This window comes from Pseudomonas sp. KK18, assembly GCF_037094675.1.
Lineage (GTDB): Bacteria > Pseudomonadota > Gammaproteobacteria > Pseudomonadales > Pseudomonadaceae > Aquipseudomonas.
The window spans coordinates 1,943,335-1,965,776 of sequence record NZ_CP146605.1 but is presented as its reverse complement, the minus strand read 5'-3'; the positions used below and the strand labels follow the sequence as shown (position 1 = coordinate 1,965,776).

Here is a 22,442-nt window from a genome sequence, read left to right as displayed (position 1 = left end):
ATTCACTCATAACGTAAAGCCTGCGCCGGCTGGGTACGTGCCGCGCGCCAGGCTGGATACAGGGTGGCAAGGAAACTCAGGACCAACGCGGCGCCGCCGACCATCAATACGTCCTGGCTCTGCACCTGGGACGGCAAGTAGTCGATGAAGTAGACGTCGGAGTTCAAGAATTTGTGGCCGATCAACACTTCCAGCCCGGCGATAGCCGCGCTGACGTTCAGCGCGGCGAGAATCCCCACCACGGTGCCGATCAAGGTGCCGACGACGCCGATCACCGTGCCCTGGACCATGAAGATCGCCATGATCTGCCCCGGCGTGGCGCCAAGGGTGCGCAGGATCGCGATGTCGCCCTTCTTGTCGTTCACCACCATCACCAGCGTGGAGATGATGTTGAAGGCGGCGACGGCGACGATCAGCAGCAACAGCAAGCCGATCATGGCTTTTTCCATGCGGATGGCCTGGTACAGGTTGCCGTGGGTACGGGTCCAGTCGCGGGCGTAGTACTGGTTTTCACCCAGGTGCTGGGCGATTTCCCACGAGGTACGCGGCGCGTCGAACAGGTCGTTGAATTTCAGGCGCAAGCCCTGGACCTGGTCCGGCTTCCAGCGATGCAGGCGGGCCAGGTCGGTCAGGTTGGTCAGGCCCAGGTAGCCGTCGATCTCACCGGCGCCGACATGGAAGATGCCGACCACGGTAAAGCGCTTCATGCGCGGGAACATGCCCGCCGGAGTCACGGTGACTTCCGGCGCGACGAAGGTCAGCTTGTCGCCGATGCCCACGCCGAGCTTGGCCGCCGCCTTGTCGCCGATAGCGATGCCAAAGCTGCCGGGCGACAAGTCGTCCAGTTTGCCCTGTTGCATGAAGTTATCGATGATCGAGACATTGCGTTCCTGCGCCGGGTCGATGGCATTGAGCAGGACTTTCTGCACCTTGCCGTCGTTGGTCAACAGGCCCTGCATCTGGGTGAAGGGCGCAACCGCCAGCACTTTGGGGTTCTGCTTGACCTTCGCGGCCAGGCTTTGCCAGTCGCTGATGGGCTCACCCGACTCGATGGTCGCGTGGGGCACCATGCCCAGCACGCGGGTACGCATCTCATGATCGAAGCCGTTCATCACCGACAGCACCACAATCATCACGACAACGCCAAGGGCGAGCCCGATCATCGAGGTCAGGGAAATGAACGACACAAAATGATTGCGACGTTTTGCACGGGTATAACGCGTGCCAATAAATACGAAGAGAGGTCTGAACATGTCGGGGCTTGTTCGGAGGAAAAGAAGACGTCCTTGTGGCGGGGTCAGGTAAGCAGCTTTACACTCAGACCATCACCGCTGCCTTGGGTTCGCCATGTCGACATTAGATGAAGAAGATCGCCGCGAATACTACCGTATCGAGGACATGATCGCACTGGAAATTACCCCACTGTCGGGCCCGGAAGCGCTGAGCAAGGAAGTGTTGCTGGATGATTCGCCGCTGTTCAATCTGCTCAGCGAGTTGCACCTGAGTGAATTTGAATCCCAGCACTTGCTGCGCCAGATCGGCGAGCGGGACCGCACCCTGGCCGCCTTCCTCAAAGTGCAGAACAAACGCATGGATTTGCTCAGCCAGATCATGGCGCAAAGCCTGCTGGGCGAAATCGGTACGCCGCAGCCCGTGGTCATTTCCGAAGGCGGCATCGAATTTCTGAACCCCACCGCGATCCAGCCCGACAGCCACCTGGCGGTCAAGCTGGTGCTGATGCCGCAAGCCCTCGGGCTGTTGCTGCGAGCCAAGGTTACCCATTGCGATGCCAAGACCGGTGGCTTTGAAATCGGCACGGAATTCGAAGCCATGACCGATGCCCAACGCCAGTTGCTGGCACGCTATATCCTGCAGAAACAGGCCCAGGAACGGCGCCTGGCGCGGGAAAAAAGCGACGAATCCGACACCTGAATACGATCATTGAATGGCGCGTCGCGTCATCCATCCAGCCAGGAACCCTGGCGTAAAGGAGCAACTGTGACCCTGATTTATGGCCACCGCGGTGCCAAAGGCGAAGCACCGGAAAACACCCTGACCAGCTTCCAGGAATGCCTCAAGCACGGCGTACGCCGCTGCGAACTGGATTTGCACCTGTCCATGGACGGCGAGCTGATGGTCATCCACGACCCGACGCTCAAGCGCACCACCGACCGGCGCGGCAAGGTCGTCGAGTATTCAGCCGCCGACCTGGTCAAGATGGACGCGCGCAAAGGCGGCCCGGGCTGGGTCAACCCTTGCCCGATCCCGCGCCTGGAAGAGCTGTTCGAACAGTGCGACTTCGACCACTGGCAACTGGAAGTCAAAAGCGCATCGCGCACCCGCGCGGCAACCACCGTGCTGGCGATCCGTGAAATGGCTCAGCGTTTCGGGCTGATGGACAAGGTCACCGTGACCTCAAGCTCGCGGGAAGTGTTGAAAGCGGCGCTGGACCTCACCCCGGACCTGTCCCGCGGGCTGGTAGCCGAATACGCCTGGCTCGACCCGTTGAAGGTCGCGGCCAACTATGGCTGTGAGATTCTGGCGTTGAACTGGACGTTGTGCACCCCTGAGCGTCTGGAAAAAGCCCAGCGCCAGGGTTTGCACGTGTCCGTGTGGACCGTCAACGAACCCGCGCTGATGCGCAGGCTCGCCGACTTCGGCGTAGATAGCCTGATTACAGACTTTCCCGGTTTGGCCACTGCCACCCTCGGGAATTACTGAAATCGGTCTCCCCGGCCGGCTCAGGCCACCGGCCGGAGCCGCTCAAAAAAGCCGGTTGAGGCCGTCGTAGGCCGCTACCCGATAGGCTTCAGCCATGGTCGGGTAGTTGAACGTGGTGTTGACGAAATACTTGAGGGTATTCAGCTCACCCGGCTGGTTCATGATCGCCTGGCCGATGTGCACGATCTCCGACGCCTGATAGCCGAAGCAATGCACGCCGAGCACTTCCAGGGTCTCGCGGTGGAACAGGATCTTCAGCATGCCCTGGGGCTCACCGGCGATCTGCGCACGCGCCATGCTCTTGAAGAACGCCTTGCCGACTTCATAAGGCACCTTGGCCTTGGTCAGTTCGTGCTCGTTCTTGCCGATCGAGCTGATCTCGGGAATCGTGTAGATCCCGGTCGGCACGTCGTTGACGTAGCGCCAGCTGCCGTTGTCGACAATGCTGCCAGCGGCCGAGCGGCCCTGGTCATGGGCGGCACTGGCCAGGCTCGGCCAGCCAATCACGTCACCGGCACCGTAGATGTTCGGTACGCAGGTGCGGTAGTTCTCGTCGACTTCGATCTGGCCACGGCTGTTGACCTTGACCCCGATGTTTTCCATGCCCAGCTTGTCGGTGTTGCCGGTACGGCCGTTGCACCACAGCAAGGCGTCGGCCTTGATCTTCTTGCCGGATTTCAGGTGCAGGATCACACCGTTGTCCAGGCCTTCGACCCGCTCGTACTCTTCGTTGTGGCGCACGGTGATGTTGTTGTTGCTGAAGTGGTAACTCAACGCCTGGGAAATTTCCGAGTCGAGGAAGCTCAGCAACTGGTCGCGGTTATCCACCAGCTCGACCAATACACCCAGGCCGCTGAAGATCGAGGCGTATTCACAGCCGATCACGCCGGCGCCATAGATGATCAGTTTGCGCGGGGTGTGGCCCAGGCTGAGGATGGTGTCGCTATCGTAGATACGCGGGTGGTGGAAATCGATATCCGCCGGGCGATACGGACGCGAGCCGGTGGCGATGATGATGTGCTTGGCTACCAGCTTCTCGACCACGCCGTTGGCGCAGACCACTTCGACGGTTTGCTCGTCGGCGAAGCTGCCGGTGCCGAAGAACAGGTCGACGCGGTTACGGGCATAGAAGCCGGTACGCGAGGCAACCTGTTTGGAAATGACTTTTTCAGCGCTCTTGAGCACGTCCGGGAACGAGAACCAGCGCGGCTCACCAATGGCCCGGAACATCGGGTTGGTGTTGAACTGCATGATCTGGCGCACCGAGTGACGCAAGGCCTTGGACGGGATGGTACCCAGGTGGGTGCAGTTACCGCCGACCTGGCGACGGCTATCGACCATCGCCACCTTGCGCCCTGCTTTGGCGGCGTTCATCGCCGCACCTTCTCCAGCTGGGCCGGAACCCAGTACCACCACGTCGTAGTTGTAGACAGCCATGCGTACTCCTCAGAACAGGCCAGGGCGCACGGTTGGACGCCTGGCTAAATCATGCCGCGGCCAGCGGTCATGAAGGATCAATGTGGCTCAAGTGTGTGAGCCGGGGCACAGTCTATAGAACGCTCAACGTCGCGCACATTAACCCTTGGTCGCGTCGTAGGCCAGTTTTGCCTTTACTACACGGCGCTCGTTATTGAATTAACCTGTAGGCAAGCACCTTTTCAGGACTGGCTATTATGAAGCATGTCGTCATTTGTTTATTGCTGATGTTTTCGGTCCCGGTTCTGGCGAATGAGGCTGATCGCCTCAAACAAGCCGATTTTCCGCCGCAATCTCATCAACTGGTGCTGAAAAACCAGGCCGTCCTGACTTACCTGTGGGCAGACGTCTATGCGGCGGCATTGTTCGCCCCGGCTGACCTGAGCGCCAAACAAGCCCTGGATCAGCAAAAAGACCTGCGCCTGGAGCTGTATTACTTTCGCGATATCGACCGCAACGATGTGATCAAGGCCGCCACTGCCACCCTCGAACGTCAGCAAACACCCGCCACCCTCGCCCGCCTGAAGCCTGAACTGGATCAATTGCACAAAAGCTTCCGCAACATCCGCAGCGGCGACCGTTATGCGCTGGACTTCCAGCCTCAGCGCGGCCTGAACCTGGAAATCAACGGCACGGTGGTGTTCAGCAGTCGCAATGACGAGCTGGCCAAGGCTTACCTGGGAATCTGGCTGGCACCAAAAGGCTTGTCCGACAGCCTGCGTAACACCCTCCTCAACTGATCGCAAAAACCCTGTGGGAGCAGGCTTGCTCGCGAATGCGGTGTGTCATTGACTTATAAGCTGACTGACACACCGCATTCGCGAGCAAGCCCGCTCCCACATTGGATTTTCATCACCCGGAGGCCTGCGGCAATTTGCCAGCTTGCTATCGGTTTTTTGTTGCCTGTGGTGGCTTATACACATATCGTTACAAAACTGTTCAGCGCCAGCCTCGTGCCAGAGCTTCAACAGCAAGGACGGTTGCGACCAGGGATTACTAATAAGATAGCCAAAATGAGTGCATGACATGTCCACTACAACGGGCAAGGGCAAGGCGATCTTTCGCGTTGTCAGCGGTAACTTCCTTGAGATGTTCGACTTCATGGTCTATGGCTTCTACGCCACGGCCATTGCCAAGACATTTTTCCCCACCGACAGCGCGTTCGCGTCCCTGATGCTGTCCCTGGCGACCTTTGGTGCCGGGTTCCTGATGCGTCCTCTGGGCGCGATTTTCCTCGGTGCCTACATCGACCGTCACGGCCGTAAAAAAGGCCTGGTGATCACCCTGGCGATGATGGCCGCCGGTACCATCCTGATTGCCTGCGTTCCCGGGTATGCCACCCTGGGCGTCGCGGCGCCGTTGCTGGTGCTGTTCGGCCGCCTGCTGCAAGGCTTCTCCGCCGGTGTCGAACTGGGCGGCGTGTCGGTGTACCTGGCGGAAATCGCCACTCCAGGCCGTAAAGGCTTCTTCGTCAGCTGGCAGTCCGCCAGCCAGCAAGCCGCCGTGGTATTCGCCGGCCTGCTGGGCGTAGGCCTGAACCACTGGCTCAGCCCGGAAGAAATGGGTGACTGGGGCTGGCGCGTGCCGTTCCTGATCGGCTGCCTGATCGTGCCGGTGATCTTCGTGATTCGTCGCTCCCTGGAAGAAACCCCGGAATTCCAGGCGCGCAAACACCGCCCTACCCTGCAGGAAATCGTCCGCTCGATCGGCCAGAACTTCGGCATCGTCATCGCCGGCATGGCGCTGGTGGTGATGACCACCGTGTCGTTCTACCTGATCACCGCCTACACCCCGACCTTCGGCAAGGCCGAACTGCACCTTTCGGACTTCGACGCGCTGCTGGTCACCGTGTGCGTGGGCATCTCGAACTTCATCTGGCTGCCGGTGATGGGCGCGGTGTCCGACAAGATCGGGCGTAAACCCCTGCTGCTGGGGGCGACTATTCTGGCGATCCTCACCGCTTATCCAGCGCTGTCCTGGCTGGTGGCCAATCCGAGCTTCAGCCATCTGCTGATCGTGCTGCTCTGGCTGTCGTTCCTGTATGGCTCGTACAACGGCGCGATGGTTGTAGCGCTGACCGAAATCATGCCGGTAGAAGTGCGCACCACCGGTTTCTCCCTGGCCTACAGCCTGGCGACGGCAACCTTTGGTGGCTTTACTCCGGCGGCCTGTACCTACCTGATCCACGTGCTGGACAACAAGGCCGCACCGGGCATCTGGCTCAGCGGCGCGGCGGTGCTGGGCTTGATCGCCACATTGATTCTGTTCAAGGGCAACCGGCATGAACTGCGTACCGCGCAGGCCTCTGTAGTCGGCGGCGCTTGATAGGTCGCTTTCGCGAGCAAGCCAGCTCCCACATTTGAAATGTATTCACAAATCAAAATGTGGGAGCTGGCTTGCCTGCGATGAGGCCGGTACAAGCAACACAAAAACAACAGACATAAAAAAGCCCCGAACCAGTCGGGGCTTTTTCATTTACCGCTGATGCTTAGCGCGGGAATGCTGGCGGGTTAACCCCGGCCATGTCTTCCATCACACGAACCACCTGGCAGCTGTAACCGAATTCGTTGTCGTACCAGACGTACAGAACAACGCGGTTGTCTTGAGTGATGGTCGCTTCAGCGTCCACCACACCGGCGTGGCGCGAGCCCACGAAGTCGGTGGAAACCACTTCCTGCGAATTGACGAAGTCGATTTGCTTGTGCAGATCGGAGTGCAGCGCCATGTAGCGCAGGTACTCGTTCATCTCTTCACGGGTGGCGGCTTTCTCAAGGTTCAGGTTGAGAATGGCCATCGACACGTTCGGCGTCGGAACACGGATCGCGTTACCGGTCAGCTTGCCGGCCAGCTCAGGCAGGGCCTTGGCAGCAGCGGTGGCAGCACCGGTCTCGGTGATCACCATGTTCAGCGCGGCGCTACGGCCACGGCGATCGCCCTTGTGGAAGTTGTCGATCAGGTTCTGGTCGTTGGTGTACGAGTGAACCGTTTCAACGTGACCGTTAACGATGCCGAACTTGTCATTCACAGCCTTCAGCACCGGCACGATGGCGTTGGTGGTGCAGGAAGCGGCGGACACGATTTTGTCGTCAGCGGTGATTTCACCGTGGTTGATGCCGTGCACGATGTTCTTCAGCTTGCCCTTGCCAGGCGCAGTCAGGACAACGCGGTCGATACCCGGGCACGCCAGGTGCTGGCCCAGGCCCTCGGCGTCACGCCACACACCGGTGTTGTCCACCAGCAGTGCGTCCTTGATGCCGTACTGGGTGTAATCCACCTCAGACGGGTTCTTCGCGTAGATCACCTGGATCAGGTTACCGTTGGCGGTGATGGTGTTGTTTTCTTCGTCGATGACGATGGTGCCGTTGAACGGACCGTGGACCGAGTCACGACGCAGCAGGCTCGCGCGCTTGGTCAGGTCGTTTTCAGCACCTTTACGCACCACGATGGCACGCAGGCGCAGGCCGTCGCCGCCACCGGTTTTTTCGATCAGGATGCGCGCCAGCAGGCGGCCGATACGACCGAAACCGTACAGCACAACGTCGGTGCCTTTGCGGGCTGCGGCGTTTTGCTGGCCAACCACGTCGGCCATTTCTTCACGTACGAACTGCTCGGCGGTGCGGCCAGCGCCTTCCTTGCGGAATTTATAGGCCAGCTTGCCCAGGTCTACCGAAGCCGCGCCGAGCTTGAGCTCGCTCATGGCTTTAAGCAGAGGGAATGTTTCGTGGACGGAGAGTTCGCTATCGTCGGCAGAACGATGGCGAGCAAAGCGATGAGCCTTGAGAATCGCGATGACTGATTGGTTGATCAGGCTGCGGCCATAGATCGAGCTCACCACGTTGTTATTGCGGTATAGCTGACCGATAAGCGGAATCATCGCTTCAGCGAGTGCTTCGCGGTCGATCCATTCACCAAGACACTGGTCGGGCTTCTGAGTCACGGGAACCTTCCACATGTAGGGGCAGAAAAAAGGGGCTACATTATGCCGCCCGACCGCCCTCGGAGCAATGCGCGGCCCGCAACAAAACCCCTTGCAAAAAAATATCGCCCCTCTGCAGCCCAGTAAATACGCGGCTTCCAGCGCACCCCCTGTTGGACCAATGTGACAAAGTGTCCGTAACCCTCCGAAACATACACCGATTTCGGCACTACATAATGAGTCAAAAGGCACCTTTGTTTGTCTTAGCCACTACATTTCCTACAAACCGTAATAGGCTCAGTCAGCAACTGACAGGCGGCACTCCGGGCCGTTACAATTACCGACTTTGTCGCAACGCTTGGAGCTCAACCTTCCGTGCCCGTTCTGCGTCTACCGCTTCTCCCTGCCGCGGCAGGTAAACAGCACTGGGGCAATCTGCCCGGTGCCGCCCTGAGCCTGGCCATCGCCGAGGCTGCCAGCGCTGCCAAGCGCTTTACCCTGCTGCTCACCGCCGACAGCCAAAGTGCCGAGCGGCTGGAACAGGAGCTGAGTTTCTTCGCCCCCGATTTGCCGGTACTGCATTTCCCGGACTGGGAAACCCTGCCCTACGATCTGTTCTCGCCGCACCAGGACATCATTTCCCAGCGCATCGCCAGCCTGTACCGCTTGCCGGAACTGGCCCACGGCGTGCTGGTGGTGCCGATCACCACGGCCCTGCACCGCCTGGCACCGACCAAGTTCCTGCTGGGCAGCAGCCTGGTGCTGGATATCGGCCAGAAGCTCGATGTGGAGCAAATGCGCACCCGGCTTGAGGCCAGCGGTTATCGCTGCGTCGACACGGTGTACGAGCACGGTGAGTTCGCCGTGCGTGGCGCGTTGATCGACCTGTTCCCGATGGGCAGCAAACTGCCCTACCGGATCGACCTGTTCGACGACGAAATCGAAACCCTGCGCACCTTCGATCCGGAAAACCAGCGCTCCATCGACAAGGTGCAGTCGATCAAGCTGCTGCCGGCCCGGGAGTTCCCGCTGCAAAAAGACGCGGTCACGCGCTTCAAGGCACGTTTCCGCGAGCGCTTCGACGTGGATTTCCGTCGCTGCCCGATCTTCCAGGACTTGAGCAGCGGGATTACCCCCGCCGGTATCGAGTATTACCTGCCGCTGTTCTTCGACGAAACCTCCACGCTCTTCGATTACCTGCCTCAGGACACCCAGGTGTTCTCGCTGCCAGGCATCGAACAGGCAGCGGAGAATTTCTGGAATGACGTGCGCAACCGTTATGAAGAACGCCGCGTCGACCCGTCCCGTCCTTTATTGCCACCGGCCGAGCTGTTCCTGCCGGTGGAAGACTGTTTCGCTCGCCTGAAAAACTGGCCGCGAGTAGTCGCCAGCCAGCAGGACGTGGATGCAGGCGCCGGCCGCGAGCGCTTTCCGGCGCAAGCGCTGCCGAACCTGGCGATTGAAGCCAAGGCCAACCAGCCGCTGGAAGCATTGTCGAATTTCCTCGGTGACTTCCCCGGCCGCGTGCTGTTTACCGCCGAGTCCGCCGGGCGCCGCGAGGTGCTGCTGGAGTTGCTGGAACGCCTGAAGCTGCGGCCGAAAACCGTCGACAGCTGGCCGGACTTTGTCGCGAGCAAGGACCGCCTGGCGATCACCATCGCACCGCTGGACGAAGGCCTGCTGCTGGACGACCCGGCCTTGGCACTGATTGCCGAAAGCCCGCTGTTCGGTCAACGGGTGATGCAGCGCCGCCGCCGGGAAAAGCGCGCCGATGCCAACAACGATGCGGTGATCAAGAACCTCACCGAACTGCGCGAAGGCGCGCCGGTGGTGCATATCGACCACGGCGTGGGCCGTTACCTGGGCCTGCAGACCCTGGAGATCGACAACCAGGTGGCCGAATTCCTCACCATGGAATACGCCGAGGGCGCCAAGCTTTATGTGCCCGTGGCCAACCTGCACCTGATCGCCCGCTACACCGGCAGCGACGACGCCCTCGCGCCGTTGCACCGCCTGGGCTCCGAGACCTGGCAGAAAGCCAAGCGCAAGGCCGCCGAACAGGTACGCGATGTGGCCGCCGAGTTACTCGACATCTATGCCCGCCGCGCCGCCCGCGAAGGTTATGCGTTTGCCGACCCAAAAGCCGACTACGCCACCTTCAGCGCCGGCTTCGCCTTCGAAGAAACCCCGGACCAGCAAACCACCATCGACGCCGTGCGCGCCGACATGCTGGCGCCCAAGCCGATGGACCGCCTGGTGTGCGGCGACGTGGGCTTCGGCAAGACCGAAGTGGCAATGCGCGCAGCGTTTATTGCGGTGCACGGTGGCCGCCAAGTGGCGATCCTCGTCCCCACCACCCTGCTCGCCCAGCAGCACTACAACAGCTTTCGCGACCGCTTTGCCGACTGGCCGGTGACTGTGGAGGTGATGAGCCGCTTCAAATCGGCCAAGGAAGTGAATGCGGCCATCGCCGACCTGGCGGAAGGCAAGATCGACATTGTCATCGGCACTCACAAGCTGCTGTCGGATGACGTGAAGATCAAGAACCTCGGGCTGGTGATCATCGACGAAGAGCACCGCTTCGGGGTTCGCCAGAAAGAACAGCTCAAGGCCCTGCGCAGTGAAGTCGACATCCTGACGCTCACCGCCACGCCGATTCCGCGCACGCTGAACATGGCGGTGTCGGGCATGCGCGACCTGTCGATCATCGCCACGCCGCCGGCGCGCCGGTTGTCGGTGCGCACCTTCGTCATGGAGCAGAACAAAAGCACGGTCAAGGAAGCCCTGCTGCGCGAGTTGCTGCGCGGCGGCCAGGTGTACTACCTGCACAACGATGTAAAAACCATCGAGAAATGCGCCGCCGACCTCGCCGAACTGGTGCCGGAAGCACGGATCGCCATCGGCCACGGGCAGATGCGCGAGCGCGAACTCGAACAGGTGATGAGCGACTTCTATCACAAGCGCTTCAACGTGCTGATCGCCTCGACCATCATCGAGACCGGCATCGACGTGCCGAGCGCCAACACCATCATCATCGAGCGCGCCGACAAGTTCGGCCTGGCGCAGCTGCACCAGCTGCGCGGCCGGGTCGGGCGCAGTCACCACCAGGCGTATGCCTATCTGCTGACACCGCCGCGCCAGCAGATCACTTCCGACGCCGAGAAGCGCCTGGAAGCGATCGCCAACACCCAGGACCTCGGCGCCGGCTTTGTGCTGGCCACCAACGACCTGGAAATCCGCGGCGCCGGCGAACTGCTGGGCGACGGCCAGAGCGGGCAGATCCAGGCCGTCGGCTTCACCCTGTATATGGAAATGCTCGAGCGCGCGGTGAAGTCCATCCGCAAGGGCGAACAACCGAACCTCGACCAACCGCTGGGTGGCGGCCCGGAGATCAACCTGCGCCTGCCGGCGCTGATCCCCGAAGACTACCTGCCGGATGTGCACGCGCGACTGATCCTGTACAAGCGCATCGCCTCGGCCACCGACGAAGAAGGTCTCAAGGACCTTCAAGTGGAGATGATCGATCGCTTCGGCCTGTTGCCGGAGCCGACCAAGAACCTGGTGCGCCTGACCCTGCTCAAATTGCAGGCGGAGCAACTGGGCATCAAGAAGGTCGACGCAGGCCCGCAAGGCGGGCGTATCGAGTTCGAAGCGCAGACGCCGGTGGACCCACTGGTGCTGATCAAGCTGATTCAGGGCCAGCCCAATCGCTACAAGTTCGAAGGGGCTACGCTGTTCAAATTCATGGTGCCGATGGAACGCGCCGAAGAACGCTTTAATACACTGGAGGCGCTGTTTGAGCGCCTCATCCCGAAATCTGCTTGAAGGACGCCCCAATGCGCCTGTTCCGCATTTTGAGCTTGTTGTTGGTGGTCGTTGCGCCTTCGGCGTTCGCCGACAGCCCGTACCTGGTGGAGATGATCCTGGTGCGCCAGAACGCCGAGCCGGTGATCAACAGCCGTGCGGCGCCGGAAAACTGGGACGCCGGCGCACCACGCCTGGGGACTGACAAAATGAGCCCGCCACGACTGGGCAATATTGTCGAGAAGCTGCAAGCCAGCAGCGACTACACCGTATTGCTGCACAAGTCCTGGGAACAGAATCTCGGTGAGCAACCGGTGAAGCTGGCCATCAGCGATGGCCAGGAACAGTTCGGCCAGTTCCCCATCGAAGGCACCCTGAACCTGCAGCTTGGGCGCTTTACCGATATCGACGCGGACTTCTGGGTTAACCAGTTCGACGCCAACGGCAGCGTCATCGCCAGCGAACACCTCAGCCAGCAAGACGTGCGCACCAAGAACAACCAGCTCAACTACCTGGACGGCGGCCACCTCGCCCTGCTGATCAAGATCACTTCGCTGACCGCCAAGCCGCCCAGCGCTCCACCGCCCGATGTCCAGGACTGATCCAGCACCATGCCCCTGACGTCGTCGTTGACCAAACCCCTGGCCCCTTCGTGGGCCAATCGCTTTAAAGAGCAAAGCCTCGAGCGTGGCCGGCGCTACGCCCTGGAAAACCGCGTGCGTATCGTCGAGTCCGGCGACAGCACCATCATTGCCAGCTGCGAAGGCTCGGGTGGCAATGTCTACCGCCAGACCATTTCGCTGCGCGAATCCGCCAAGGGCACGTTGATCCTGGTGGACAGCCGCTGCACGTGCCCCGTGCACACCAACTGCAAACACATCGCCGCCGTGCTGCTCAAGGTCCAGGAAACCCTGGCCTACCCGGCGGCGGCCCAGGATGCCGAGTTGCTGGAGAAGCTCCAGGCGGTGCTGGATAACCGCGTGGTGTTGCCGCAAGTGGTGATGGAAGACGTGCAACCGGTGCCGCGCCTGTGGCTGGCGAGTATCGAGTTCAGTGCCTTCGAACCGCGCAACGGCAAGATGCAGCGTTATATCCAGCATCGCGCGGCGTTGTCCTTCAACTATTTGGGCAACTACGTCAGCGGCCAGAAGAACGCCGACATTATCGTGCGCCAGGAACAGCAGAGCCTGCGGATCAAGCGCCACCCCGAGGTGGAGCAGCAGTTTCGCGAACAGCTGCGCCTGCTGGGCTTCAAGATCGCCACCCGCCAGAGCAAGGCCCTGCCGGAAAGCGCCGGCGAGCTGTTCGAGATGGTCAATGACAGCGCGTGGCTGAACTTCACCCTGAATGCCTCGCCGAACCTGCGCGCCCAGGGTTGGGAACTACAGATCGATGAAGATTTCGGCTTCGACCTGAGCGCCGTCGACGACTGGTACGCCAGCGTCGACGAGATGCCGGAGCGCGACTGGTTCGACCTGGAACTGGGGATCATCGTCAACGGCGAACGCCTGAGTCTTCTGCCGATCCTGTTGAACCTGATGCGCTCTCACACCGAGATCCTCAACCCGGAAAAACTCGCCCGGCGTCGCGATGACGAACTGATCCTGGTGAACATTCCCGGCCTGCCCAACGGCCACGGCCCGCTGCAAGTCGCGCTGCCTTACGGCCGGCTGAAACCGGTACTGGCGACCCTGGGCGAGTTCTACCTGCAAGAGCCCGGCACCACCGCGCTGCGCCTGGCCAAGGCCGACGCGATTCGCCTGAACCCGCTGGAAGACCTGCCGCTGCAATGGGAAGGCGGCGAAAAGATCCGCAACTTCGCCCAGCGCCTGCGGGACATCAAGGATTTCAGCTGCGAAGCGCCGGAAGGCTTGAACGCAACGTTGCGCCCTTATCAACTGGAAGGCCTGAGCTGGATGCAGTCGCTGCGCCAACTCGACGTCGGCGGGATTCTCGCGGATGACATGGGCCTGGGCAAAACCCTGCAAACCCTGGCGCATATTCTCAGCGAGAAAATCGCCGGACGCCTGGACCGCCCGTGCATGGTGGTGATGCCCACCAGCCTGATCCCGAACTGGCTCGACGAAGCGGCGCACTTCACGCCGCAGCTCAAAGTCATGGCGTTGTACGGCGCGGGGCGCAAGAAACATTTCCCTCAGTTGCAGGACTACGACCTGCTGCTGACCACCTACGCCCTGCTGCCCAAGGACATCGAGCAACTGGCCGCCCTGCCCTTGCACGTGCTGATCCTTGACGAAGCGCAGTACATCAAGAACCCCAACAGCAAGGCGGCCCAGGCGGCCCGCGAGCTGAACGCCCGCCAGCGCCTGTGCCTCAGCGGTACACCGCTGGAAAACCACTTGGGCGAGCTGTGGTCGCTGTTCCACTTCCTGCTGCCGGGTTGGCTGGGGGACGTGAAGAGCTTCAACCGCGATTACCGCGTACCGATCGAAAAGCGCGGCAGCGATGTGCGATTGCAGCACCTTAATGGTCGGATCAAGCCGTTCCTGCTGCGTCGCACCAAGGAGCAGGTGGCGACCGAGCTGCCGCCCAAGACCGAGATCATCCACTGGGTCGACCTCAACGAAGCCCAACGCGACGTGTACGAAACCATGCGCCTGGCGATGGACAAGAAAGTCCGCGACGAGATTACCCGCAAGGGTGTGGCGCGCAGCCAGATCATCATCCTGGAGGCGCTGCTCAAGTTGCGCCAGGTGTGCTGTGATTTACGCCTGGTCAATGATGCAACCCTGCCGGCAAAGGGCAGTAGCTCGGGCAAACTCGACAGCTTGATGGAGATGCTCGAAGAGCTGTTTGCCGAAGGCCGCAGGATTCTGCTGTTTTCCCAGTTCACTTCGATGCTGAGCCTGATCGAGGCCGAGTTGAAGAAGCGTGGCGTGGCTTATGCGCTGCTTACCGGTCAGACGCGGGATCGGCGCACGCCGGTGAAAGACTTCCAGAGCGGCAAGCTGCAGATCTTCCTGATCAGCCTGAAGGCAGGCGGCGTCGGACTTAACCTGACGGAAGCCGACACGGTGATTCACTACGACCCGTGGTGGAACCCGGCCACGGAAAACCAGGCCACCGACCGTGCGTACCGCATCGGCCAGGAGAAGCCGGTATTCGTCTACAAGATGATTGCCCGGGGCACCGTGGAAGAGAAAATCCAGCATTTGCAGAAGGAAAAGTCTGATCTGGCGGCGGGCGTTCTGGATGGGCGGACGACGGGAGATTGGAAGTTGGGGAATGAGGATATCGAGGCGTTGTTTGCGCCGTTGCCTCATAAGCAGGAAAAGCGCTGACTGTTAGATCGCCTTCGCGAGCAAGCCCGCTCCCACATTTGACCGCATATACCCTGGAGGAATGCGGTCGGATGTGGGAGCGGGCTTGCTCGCGAAGGGCGCACCGCAGTTGTCAGTCGATCAACTGAGCATCCCGCAGCGCACCCAACGCCGCCAACCAACGCGGATCCTGCTTGTACTCGGTCGACGCCACCGCCTGACCACGCATCCGCGCGATACGCGCCGACGGCGTGACCTTCATGCGCTGGGCGGCACTCAGGGCCAGCTCGGCGGCGGCGCGGTCGTTGCACACCAGGCCCATGTCGCAACCGGCAGTCAACGCCGCCTCAATACGACTGGCAGCATCACCGACCACATGAGCCCCCGCCATCGACAGGTCGTCACTGAAGATCACCCCGTCGAACTGCAACTCGCCACGCAGGATGTCCTGCAACCAGCGCCGGGAGAAGCCGGCCGGTTGCGCGTCCACTTGTGGATAAATCACATGGGCCGGCATGACGGCTGCCAGTTGCTTGCTCAGGCGCGCGAAAGGCACCAGGTCATTGGCGCGAATCTGTTCCAGGCTGCGCTCGTCGTTGGGAATGGCGACGTGGGAATCGGCTTCGGCCCAGCCGTGGCCGGGGAAGTGCTTGCCGGTGGCCGCCATACCGGCGCTGTTCATGCCACGGATGAAGGCGCCCGCGAGCACGGCGGCGCGCTCGGGGTCGCCTTCGAAGGCGCGAGTGCCCACAACGGCGCTGCGCTGATAATCGAGGTCCAGCACCGGGGCGAAGCTCAGGTCCAGGCCAACCGCCAGCACCTCGGTTGCCATGATCCAACCGCACTGCTCGGCCAGTTGCTCCGCATTCGGGTTGTCGGCCAAGGCACGCATCGCCGGCAGACGCACAAACCCCTGACGCAAGCGCTGCACTCGGCCGCCTTCCTGATCGACCGCCAGCAACAGGTCCGGGCGCACGGCGCGAATCGCCGCGCTCAATTCACGCACCTGCCGAGGATGCTCGATATTGCGTGCAAAAATGATCAGGCCGCCCACCTCGGGCTGACGCAACAAGTGGCGATCCTCAGCCGTCAGCCAGGTGCCGGCTACGTCCACCATCAAAGAGCCTTGCAGGGCTTGGGTCATATAGCTTCCTTAAATAACGCACGCAGCCCGAAGCCCCCGCGAGATCGCATCGCCAGGATTGAATCTGGAGACGGACGCTCAGCGAGCGCAACGAGCTGTGGATAAATAGCTGAAATCGGCATGGGCGGCTAGCTTAGCGGATGCAAGCGGCCGCGCACACCCGGGAGGGGTTAAACCTTGGCCGGGACCGGTGCTGACTTGCTGCGCGGGCGCAATTGGGCGGCGGCCATGGCCTGGTCGGTGACGCCGGTTTCGGCACGCATGCCGGCGGCGAGAAACGGCACCATCAGGCGCATGACCTGCTCGATGGAGGTGTTGACGCCGAAGTCGGTCTCGGCAATCGCACGCAGTGCCTTGATCCCGGACATGCTGAATGCCGCGGCACCGAGCATGAAGTGCACGCGCCAGAACAGTTCGATTGGCGGGATACGCGGGGCGGCTTCGTTGACCAGCAACATATAGCGGCGGAACACCTTGCCGTACATGTCTTCCAGATAGCGGCGCAGGTGGCCCTGGCTCTGGCTGAACGCCAGGCCCAACAGGCGCATGAAGATCGACAGGTCGTTGCCGCTGCGTGGCTGAACCACCAGGGCTTGTTCGACGAGGATCTCCAGCAGGTCTTCCAGGCTTGGCTTGTTTTCAGGCTTGGCCTGGCGACGCTCCAGCTCACGGTCGAGGCTGATGCAGAAAGGCCCCAGGAAACGTGAGAACACGGCCTGGATCAGCGCCTTCTTGGAGCCGAAATGGTAGTTCACTGCCGCCAGGTTGACCCCGGCCTTGCTGGTAATCAGCCGCAATGAAGTTTCAGCAAATCCTTTTTCCGCGAACAACTGCTCGGCAGCATCGAGAATGCGTTCAACGGTTTCCGACTGGGCCATGGCTACTCCGCCTGACAAACACTTGTTTGAAACATACGTTTCAAGCTATGTCTTGTCAAGCCTGCAGGTCGGTTTGCGGCTGGCCGGTCAGCTATTTCATGGCCATTTAATCACATTCGCCAAGGTCTGTAGGCAGCGCTGTCTCCAGTGTGTAGGACAGGTGATAAATGACCGTCCAGCGGAGTGACTGAAAACGGTGATTGCCAAGCGCAGTCCACTGTATATAATCCCAGTCACTGTATAAAAAGACAGAGCGATCAACATGCTAAAACTGACGCCACGCCAAGCTGAGATTCTGGCTTTTATCAAGCGCTGCCTCGATGACAACGGCTACCCGCCGACCCGGGCGGAAATTGCGCTGGAACTGGGATTCAAGTCACCCAACGCCGCTGAAGAACACCTCAAGGCCCTCGCCCGCAAAGGCGCGATCGAGATGACCCCGGGTGCTTCACGCGGTATTCGTATCCCTGGCTTCGAAGCCAAGGCCGACGAGTCGACACTGCCGATCATCGGCCGCGTCGCAGCCGGTGCGCCGATCCTGGCGCAACAGCACGTCGAGGAATCCTGCAACATCAACCCGACCTTCTTCCATCCCCGTGCCGACTACCTGTTGCGGGTCCATGGCATGAGCATGAAGGACGTGGGCATTTTCGACGGCGACCTGCTGGCCGTCCACACCACACGTGAAGCCCGCAATGGCCAGATCGTCGTCGCCCGTATCGGCGATGAAGTGACGGTCAAACGCTTCAAGCGCGAAGGCAGCAAGGTCTGGCTCCTGGCCGAGAACCCCGAGTTCGCGCCGATTGAAGTGAACCTGAAGGATCAGGACCTGGTGATTGAAGGCTTGAGCGTCGGCGTTATTCGCCGCTAACGGAGGCATCATGCAGTTCCTACAGACCCCACAACACACTCAACTGTCGCTGTTTGAGGCCTTTATGGCCCAGCCCCTTGCGCCCATCCTCAAGGAAGTGGTCGAAGCGCCCTGGAGCGCCGAACCCGAGGCGTTCAGTGAACTGTCGTTGCGCGGTGCTGCCGGGAACTGCCTGAGCCTGTTGGCGCCGATCCTTCGCGAACTGAGCGAGGAACAGGACGCCCGCTGGTTGACGCTGATCGCCCCGCCATCCAGCCTGACCCAGGCCTGGTTGCGGGATGCGGGCCTGAACCGCGAACGCATCCTGTTGCTGCAACCCCGTGGTGCTCAAAGCGCCCAGCAGTTGACCTGCGAAGCCTTGCGCCTGGGCCGTAGCCATACGGTGGTCAGTTGGCTGAACCCGCTGACCACAGCGGCCAGGCAGCAACTGATCAGCGCCGCCCGCACAGGTGATGCGCAAAGCTTGAACATTCGGTTGGGATAAAACGATACGCGGGTAACTGACAGCTGTCAGGATCCGCCATGACGCGAGGCTTCTTCAGAATTGAGAAGCCGATCTGCACAATTGAAGCCTGTAAAAAAGTCGACAGACGGACTCAGTGAAGAATCCGCGGGCCGTCTTCCTTTTCCGGTTCGCCTTCAGCCAGGCGCCCCGCCATCTGCACACCTACGCTCAACATGGCTTTTGCCACTTCCACGTGCTGGCCCTGCAGGAACGCTTTTGCGTCCTCGGAAAAATCCAAGATCACCAGAGAACCCTCGTCCTCAGCCCGGCGCAGCTCGATTCGGCCGTCGGGCAACTCAACAATTTCCAGAAAGGACGTTGGCATAAAAGTCTGTTCTCCACGAAAGGCCGGCATTATATCAGTCTTGTGGCGAGCGGGCTTGCCCGCATTGGGCTGAGCCGCGGCCCTCCGACAGCTGACACTGCCAGGCCTGAAAAGCCTTGGGGCTGCTTTGCAACCCAGCGGGAGCAAGCTCCCTCGCCACTAAGAGCGGTAGGCGTCAGCGAGAAGCCTTCAGCACTCGTTCAATCCATCCCGAAACCGAATGGCCAGCTTCTTCAGCTCCTGCCGCCAGCTTTCCAGCTCTTCCCGGCTCAACGGCTCGGGTCCTTCTTCGTCCAGGCTTACGGCCACGATCAGCGGCTGGGTCACATCGCCTTTGGGCGTGTGCTTCACCCGTGGCGGTTGGAACATCTCCGCGTGGGCTACCAGCAAGCGCGCCAGCCAACTGTCCGGGCTTTGCGCCATCTCCACCAGTTCGGCCAACTCCGGGATGGCCATGGACTCCAGCACATCCCGGTGGATGATCATTTCCGCACGCGGCGAGCCGGCCTGCGGCAGACGGTAGAACCCGGCGATCTCATGGCATAAGCCAAGCAAGGCGCCATAGAGGTGGAACAGCGCGGCTTCACGCCCGGCCTGTACCAGCGCGATAGCGTTCATCTCCTTTCCTTCCTCGGCACGGCCAAGGGCTTCCAGGGACAAACCCGCGAAGTAAATTTTCTGGTTGGTACGGGTATAGAGTTCGTTGGCCATGAAGGCAGTCTCCACAACGAATAAGGCGTGATGCTGGCTGAACAGTGTCACGGATCAGCCAAGGCCACTGCAAGCGCAAAAAAAAGGCCGCCTATCAAGGCGGCCTTTGTGCATGTAGCTGATCGTATCAAGCGCCCTGGCGCTTGTCCTCGACCTTCCACTTGCCACCGTCGTAGAACGCTTTCCAGCCGGTAGGCTTGCCTTCCACTTCGGTCTGCACGTACTGCTCCTTGGTCTTGCGGCTGTAGCGGATTACGGACGGGCGACCGTCCGGGTCCTTCTTCGGCGCTTCACAGAGGAAGTGGTACTTCGGATCGATCTCGTCCTTGTGGGGCACGATCTCCATCACCAGCGGTGCACGGGTCTCACGGTTTTTCGGGAACTGGCTGGCAGCCAGGAACAGCCCCGAAGCACCATCACGCAGGATGTAGGTGTCGTTGACCTTCTCGCACTTGAGCTCAGGCATCTTCACCGGGTCCATCTTCGGCGGCGCCGCGTCACCGCTTTTCAGCAGTTTGCGGGTGTTCTTGCACGTCGGGTTGGTGCAACCGAAGAACTTGCCGAAACGGCCGGTCTTGAGCTGCATCTCGCTGCCGCACTTGTCGCATTCCAGGCTCGGGCCTTCGTAGCCCTTGATGCGGTAAGTGCCTTCTTCGATCTCGTAGCCGTTGCAATCCGGGTTGTTACCGCAGATGTGCAGCTTGTGCTTCTCGTCCAGCAGGTAGGCATCCATTGCCGTGCTGCAGATCGGGCAACGGTGCTTGCCACGCAATACCAGTGACTCGGACTCACCCTCGTCATCGGCCGCGATTTCATCGCCCGGCACCAGGTTGACGGTGGCCTTGCAGCGCTCTTTCGGCGGCAGGCTGTAACCCGAGCAACCGAGGAACACACCGGTGGAGGCGGTACGAATCTGCATCGGGCGACCGCAAGTGAGGCACGGAATGTCCGTCATCACCGGCTGGTTGGCCCGCATGCCGTTCTCGGCGCTTTCAGCCACTTCAAGTTTCTTCTTGAAGTCGCCGTAGAACTCGTCGAGCACGTTTTTCCAGTCGCGTTCGCCCTGGGCCACGTCATCGAGGTTCTCTTCCATGCCGGCGGTGAAGCCGTAGTCCATCAGGTTGGAGAAGCTCTCGGACAGGCGCTCGGTGACGATGTCGCCCATCTTTTCCGAGTAGAAACGACGGTTGTGCAAGGCCACGTAGCCGCGGTCCTGGATGGTGGAGATGATCGCCGCATAGGTCGAAGGACGACCGATACCGCGTTTTTCCATCTCCTTGACCAGGCTGGCTTCCGAATAACGCGCCGGCGGCTTGGTGAAGTGCTGGGACGGGTCGAGCTTGATCAGCTTCAACACATCGCCCTGCGCCATGTCCGGCAGTACATCGTCGTCGCCCGGCTTGGCGATTTGCGGCATCACGCGGGTATAACCGTCGAACTTGAGGATACGGCCCTTGGCACGCAGCTCGAAGTCACCAGCACCCACGCTGACAGTCGTCGACAGGTATTGCGCCGGCAGCATCTGGCACGCCAGGAACTGGCGCCAGATCAGCTCATAGAGGCGCTCAGCGTCGCGCTCCATGCCGCTCAGCTTGCTTGGCTCGGTGTTGGCGTCGGAGGGACGAATCGCTTCGTGAGCCTCTTGTGCGCCTTCCTTGCTGCTATAGACGTTCGGCTTCTCCGGCAGGTACTTCTTGCCGAATTCGCTTTCAATATAAGTACGCGCCATCGCCACCGCGTCTTGCGACAGGTTGGTGGAGTCGGTACGCATATACGTGATGTAGCCCGCTTCATACAGGCGCTGGGCCATCATCATGGTCTTCTTCACCCCGAAGCCCAGGCGGTTGCTCGCGGCCTGTTGCAGGGTGGAGGTGATGAACGGCGCCGACGGCTTGCTGCTGGTGGGCTTGTCTTCACGCTTGACGATGCTGTAGCTGGAAGCCTTGAGCTTCTCCAGCGCGGCCATGGCCTGGGCTTCGTTGAGCGGCTTGAAGGCCTCGCCTTTCTCGCGGGCCACTTCAAAGCGTACGTTGTTGCCCTTGGCAGTGCCCAGGTCAGCGTGCACTTCCCAATATTCTTCAGGGTTGAACGCACGAATCTCGCGCTCACGCTCCACCACCAGCTTTACCGCAACCGATTGCACACGGCCGGCGGACAGGCCACGAGCGATTTTCGCCCACAGCAGCGGCGAGACCATGTAACCCACGACGCGGTCGAGGAAGCGACGGGCCTGCTGGGCATTGACGCGGTCAATGTCCAGTTCGCCCGGCTTGGAGAAGGCTTCCTGGATCGCCTTCTTGGTAATTTCGTTGAACACCACGCGCTTGTAGCGGCTGTCGTCACCCCCGATGGCTTCCCGCAGGTGCCAGGCAATAGCCTCCCCTTCGCGGTCCAAGTCGGTTGCGAGATAGATGGTGTCAGCATCCTTGGCGAGCCGGCGCAGCTCTTCGATGACCTTTTCCTTGCCCGGGAGGATCTCGTACTTGGCTTTCCAGCCATGATCGGGATCGACACCCATGCGCGAGACCAGCTGCTTGCGCGCTTTCTCTTTAGGCGTGAGCACCGGACCTTCGCCCGCAGCCGCCTTGCCGCGCTTGGCGGCAGGCTCCTTGCTGGCGCTAGCCGAACCGCTGGTGGGCAGGTCTCGGATATGGCCGATACTCGACTTCACCACGTACTCGTTACCCAAGTACTTGTTGATGGTCTTGGCCTTAGCCGGGGATTCCACAATGACCAGCGATTTGCCCATGGATCGGAAAATTCCTGAATTCGAGAAGTGAAAGGCGGTTGGCGCCTGACGCGGCAACGCT

General features: G+C 60.9%; 17 protein-coding genes. 9 read left to right on the top strand and 8 right to left on the bottom strand.

Translation table 11 applies throughout. The features are described from left to right. Positions 1–2: 2 nt before the first annotated feature. The gene (locus V6607_RS08785) at positions 3–1,253 is read right to left on the bottom strand and encodes a lipoprotein-releasing ABC transporter permease subunit (protein WP_003218943.1); all 1,251 of its coding nucleotides are present in this window, start codon (positions 1,251–1,253) and stop codon (positions 3–5) included. A 94-nt stretch (positions 1,254–1,347) separates the two neighbouring features. Between V6607_RS08785 and V6607_RS08780 the strand changes: the two genes are divergently transcribed. Both V6607_RS08780 and V6607_RS08775 read left to right on the top strand, forming a co-directional pair. Continuing rightward, on the top strand, positions 1,348–1,932 hold the full coding sequence (locus V6607_RS08780; RefSeq protein WP_003218944.1) for a PilZ domain-containing protein: 585 nt from the start codon (positions 1,348–1,350) through the stop codon (positions 1,930–1,932). 66 nt (positions 1,933–1,998) lie between these two features. Beyond that, positions 1,999–2,721, top strand: a complete 723-nt coding sequence (locus V6607_RS08775; protein WP_003218946.1) for a glycerophosphodiester phosphodiesterase family protein — start codon at positions 1,999–2,001, stop codon at positions 2,719–2,721. 42 nt (positions 2,722–2,763) lie between these two features. Here V6607_RS08775 and sthA read toward each other — a convergent pair whose 3' ends face one another. Further along, positions 2,764–4,158 carry a Si-specific NAD(P)(+) transhydrogenase gene (gene sthA / locus V6607_RS08770; RefSeq protein ID WP_003218947.1) on the bottom strand — a complete coding sequence of 465 codons (1,395 nt, stop codon included), beginning with the start codon at positions 4,156–4,158 and terminating at the stop codon, positions 2,764–2,766. A 236-nt stretch (positions 4,159–4,394) separates the two neighbouring features. Here sthA and V6607_RS08765 point away from each other — a divergent pair, with 236 nt between their 5' ends. Next, the gene (locus tag V6607_RS08765) at positions 4,395–4,937 is read left to right on the top strand and encodes a chalcone isomerase family protein (protein ID WP_102605707.1); all 543 of its coding nucleotides are present in this window, start codon (positions 4,395–4,397) and stop codon (positions 4,935–4,937) included. A 286-nt stretch (positions 4,938–5,223) separates the two neighbouring features. Then, positions 5,224–6,522, top strand: a complete 1,299-nt coding sequence (locus V6607_RS08760) for an MFS transporter (RefSeq protein ID WP_134325962.1) — start codon at positions 5,224–5,226, stop codon at positions 6,520–6,522. Positions 6,523–6,685: 163 nt separating this feature from the next. On the opposite strand, the gene V6607_RS08755 is transcribed toward V6607_RS08760, so the two are convergent. Then, a complete protein-coding gene (locus V6607_RS08755) occupies positions 6,686–8,149 on the bottom strand; it encodes a glyceraldehyde-3-phosphate dehydrogenase (RefSeq protein WP_023659083.1) in 1,464 nt (487 codons plus the stop codon). Between the two features lie 339 nt (positions 8,150–8,488). On the opposite strand from V6607_RS08755, the gene mfd reads away from it, so the two are divergent. Genes mfd through V6607_RS08740 form a run of 3 tightly spaced genes read left to right on the top strand, consistent with a single transcriptional unit; the run spans position 8,489 to position 15,219 of the window. Beyond that, complete coding sequence (mfd, locus tag V6607_RS08750) at positions 8,489–11,938, top strand: transcription-repair coupling factor (protein ID WP_003218956.1); 3,450 nt, start codon at positions 8,489–8,491, stop codon at positions 11,936–11,938. Positions 11,939–11,949: 11 nt separating this feature from the next. After that, positions 11,950–12,519 carry a CsiV family protein gene (locus V6607_RS08745; protein WP_003218957.1) on the top strand — a complete coding sequence of 190 codons (570 nt, stop codon included), beginning with the start codon at positions 11,950–11,952 and terminating at the stop codon, positions 12,517–12,519. Between the two features lie 9 nt (positions 12,520–12,528). Then, entirely contained in the window at positions 12,529–15,219 is a 2,691-nt protein-coding gene (locus tag V6607_RS08740; RefSeq protein WP_134325961.1) for a DEAD/DEAH box helicase, read from the top strand. 112 nt (positions 15,220–15,331) lie between these two features. Here the strand turns inward: V6607_RS08740 and nagZ are convergent, their stop codons facing one another. Both nagZ and psrA read right to left on the bottom strand, forming a co-directional pair. Further along, positions 15,332–16,342 carry a beta-N-acetylhexosaminidase gene (gene nagZ, locus V6607_RS08735; RefSeq protein WP_003218962.1) on the bottom strand — a complete coding sequence of 337 codons (1,011 nt, stop codon included), beginning with the start codon at positions 16,340–16,342 and terminating at the stop codon, positions 15,332–15,334. A 170-nt stretch (positions 16,343–16,512) separates the two neighbouring features. After that, positions 16,513–17,220 (bottom strand): transcriptional regulator PsrA, encoded by a 708-nt coding sequence (gene psrA / locus V6607_RS08730; RefSeq protein ID WP_087693656.1) that lies wholly within the window; start codon positions 17,218–17,220, stop codon positions 16,513–16,515. A 262-nt stretch (positions 17,221–17,482) separates the two neighbouring features. Here psrA and lexA point away from each other — a divergent pair, with 262 nt between their 5' ends. Continuing rightward, the gene (lexA, locus tag V6607_RS08725; RefSeq protein WP_003172575.1) at positions 17,483–18,091 is read left to right on the top strand and encodes a transcriptional repressor LexA; all 609 of its coding nucleotides are present in this window, start codon (positions 17,483–17,485) and stop codon (positions 18,089–18,091) included. Between the two features lie 10 nt (positions 18,092–18,101). After that, positions 18,102–18,575, top strand: a complete 474-nt coding sequence (gene sulA, locus V6607_RS08720) for an SOS-induced cell division inhibitor SulA (protein WP_003218967.1) — start codon at positions 18,102–18,104, stop codon at positions 18,573–18,575. Positions 18,576–18,687: 112 nt separating this feature from the next. Here sulA and V6607_RS08715 read toward each other — a convergent pair whose 3' ends face one another. The 3 genes from V6607_RS08715 to topA form a co-directional block, all read right to left on the bottom strand. Continuing rightward, complete coding sequence (locus V6607_RS08715; protein ID WP_003218969.1) at positions 18,688–18,921, bottom strand: hypothetical protein; 234 nt, start codon at positions 18,919–18,921, stop codon at positions 18,688–18,690. A gap of 189 nt (positions 18,922–19,110) precedes the next feature. Next, complete coding sequence (locus V6607_RS08710) at positions 19,111–19,632, bottom strand: DUF6586 family protein (protein ID WP_003218971.1); 522 nt, start codon at positions 19,630–19,632, stop codon at positions 19,111–19,113. Positions 19,633–19,759: 127 nt separating this feature from the next. Beyond that, a complete protein-coding gene (topA, locus tag V6607_RS08705; RefSeq protein ID WP_003218973.1) occupies positions 19,760–22,381 on the bottom strand; it encodes a type I DNA topoisomerase in 2,622 nt (873 codons plus the stop codon). Positions 22,382–22,442: the final 61 nt, after the last annotated feature.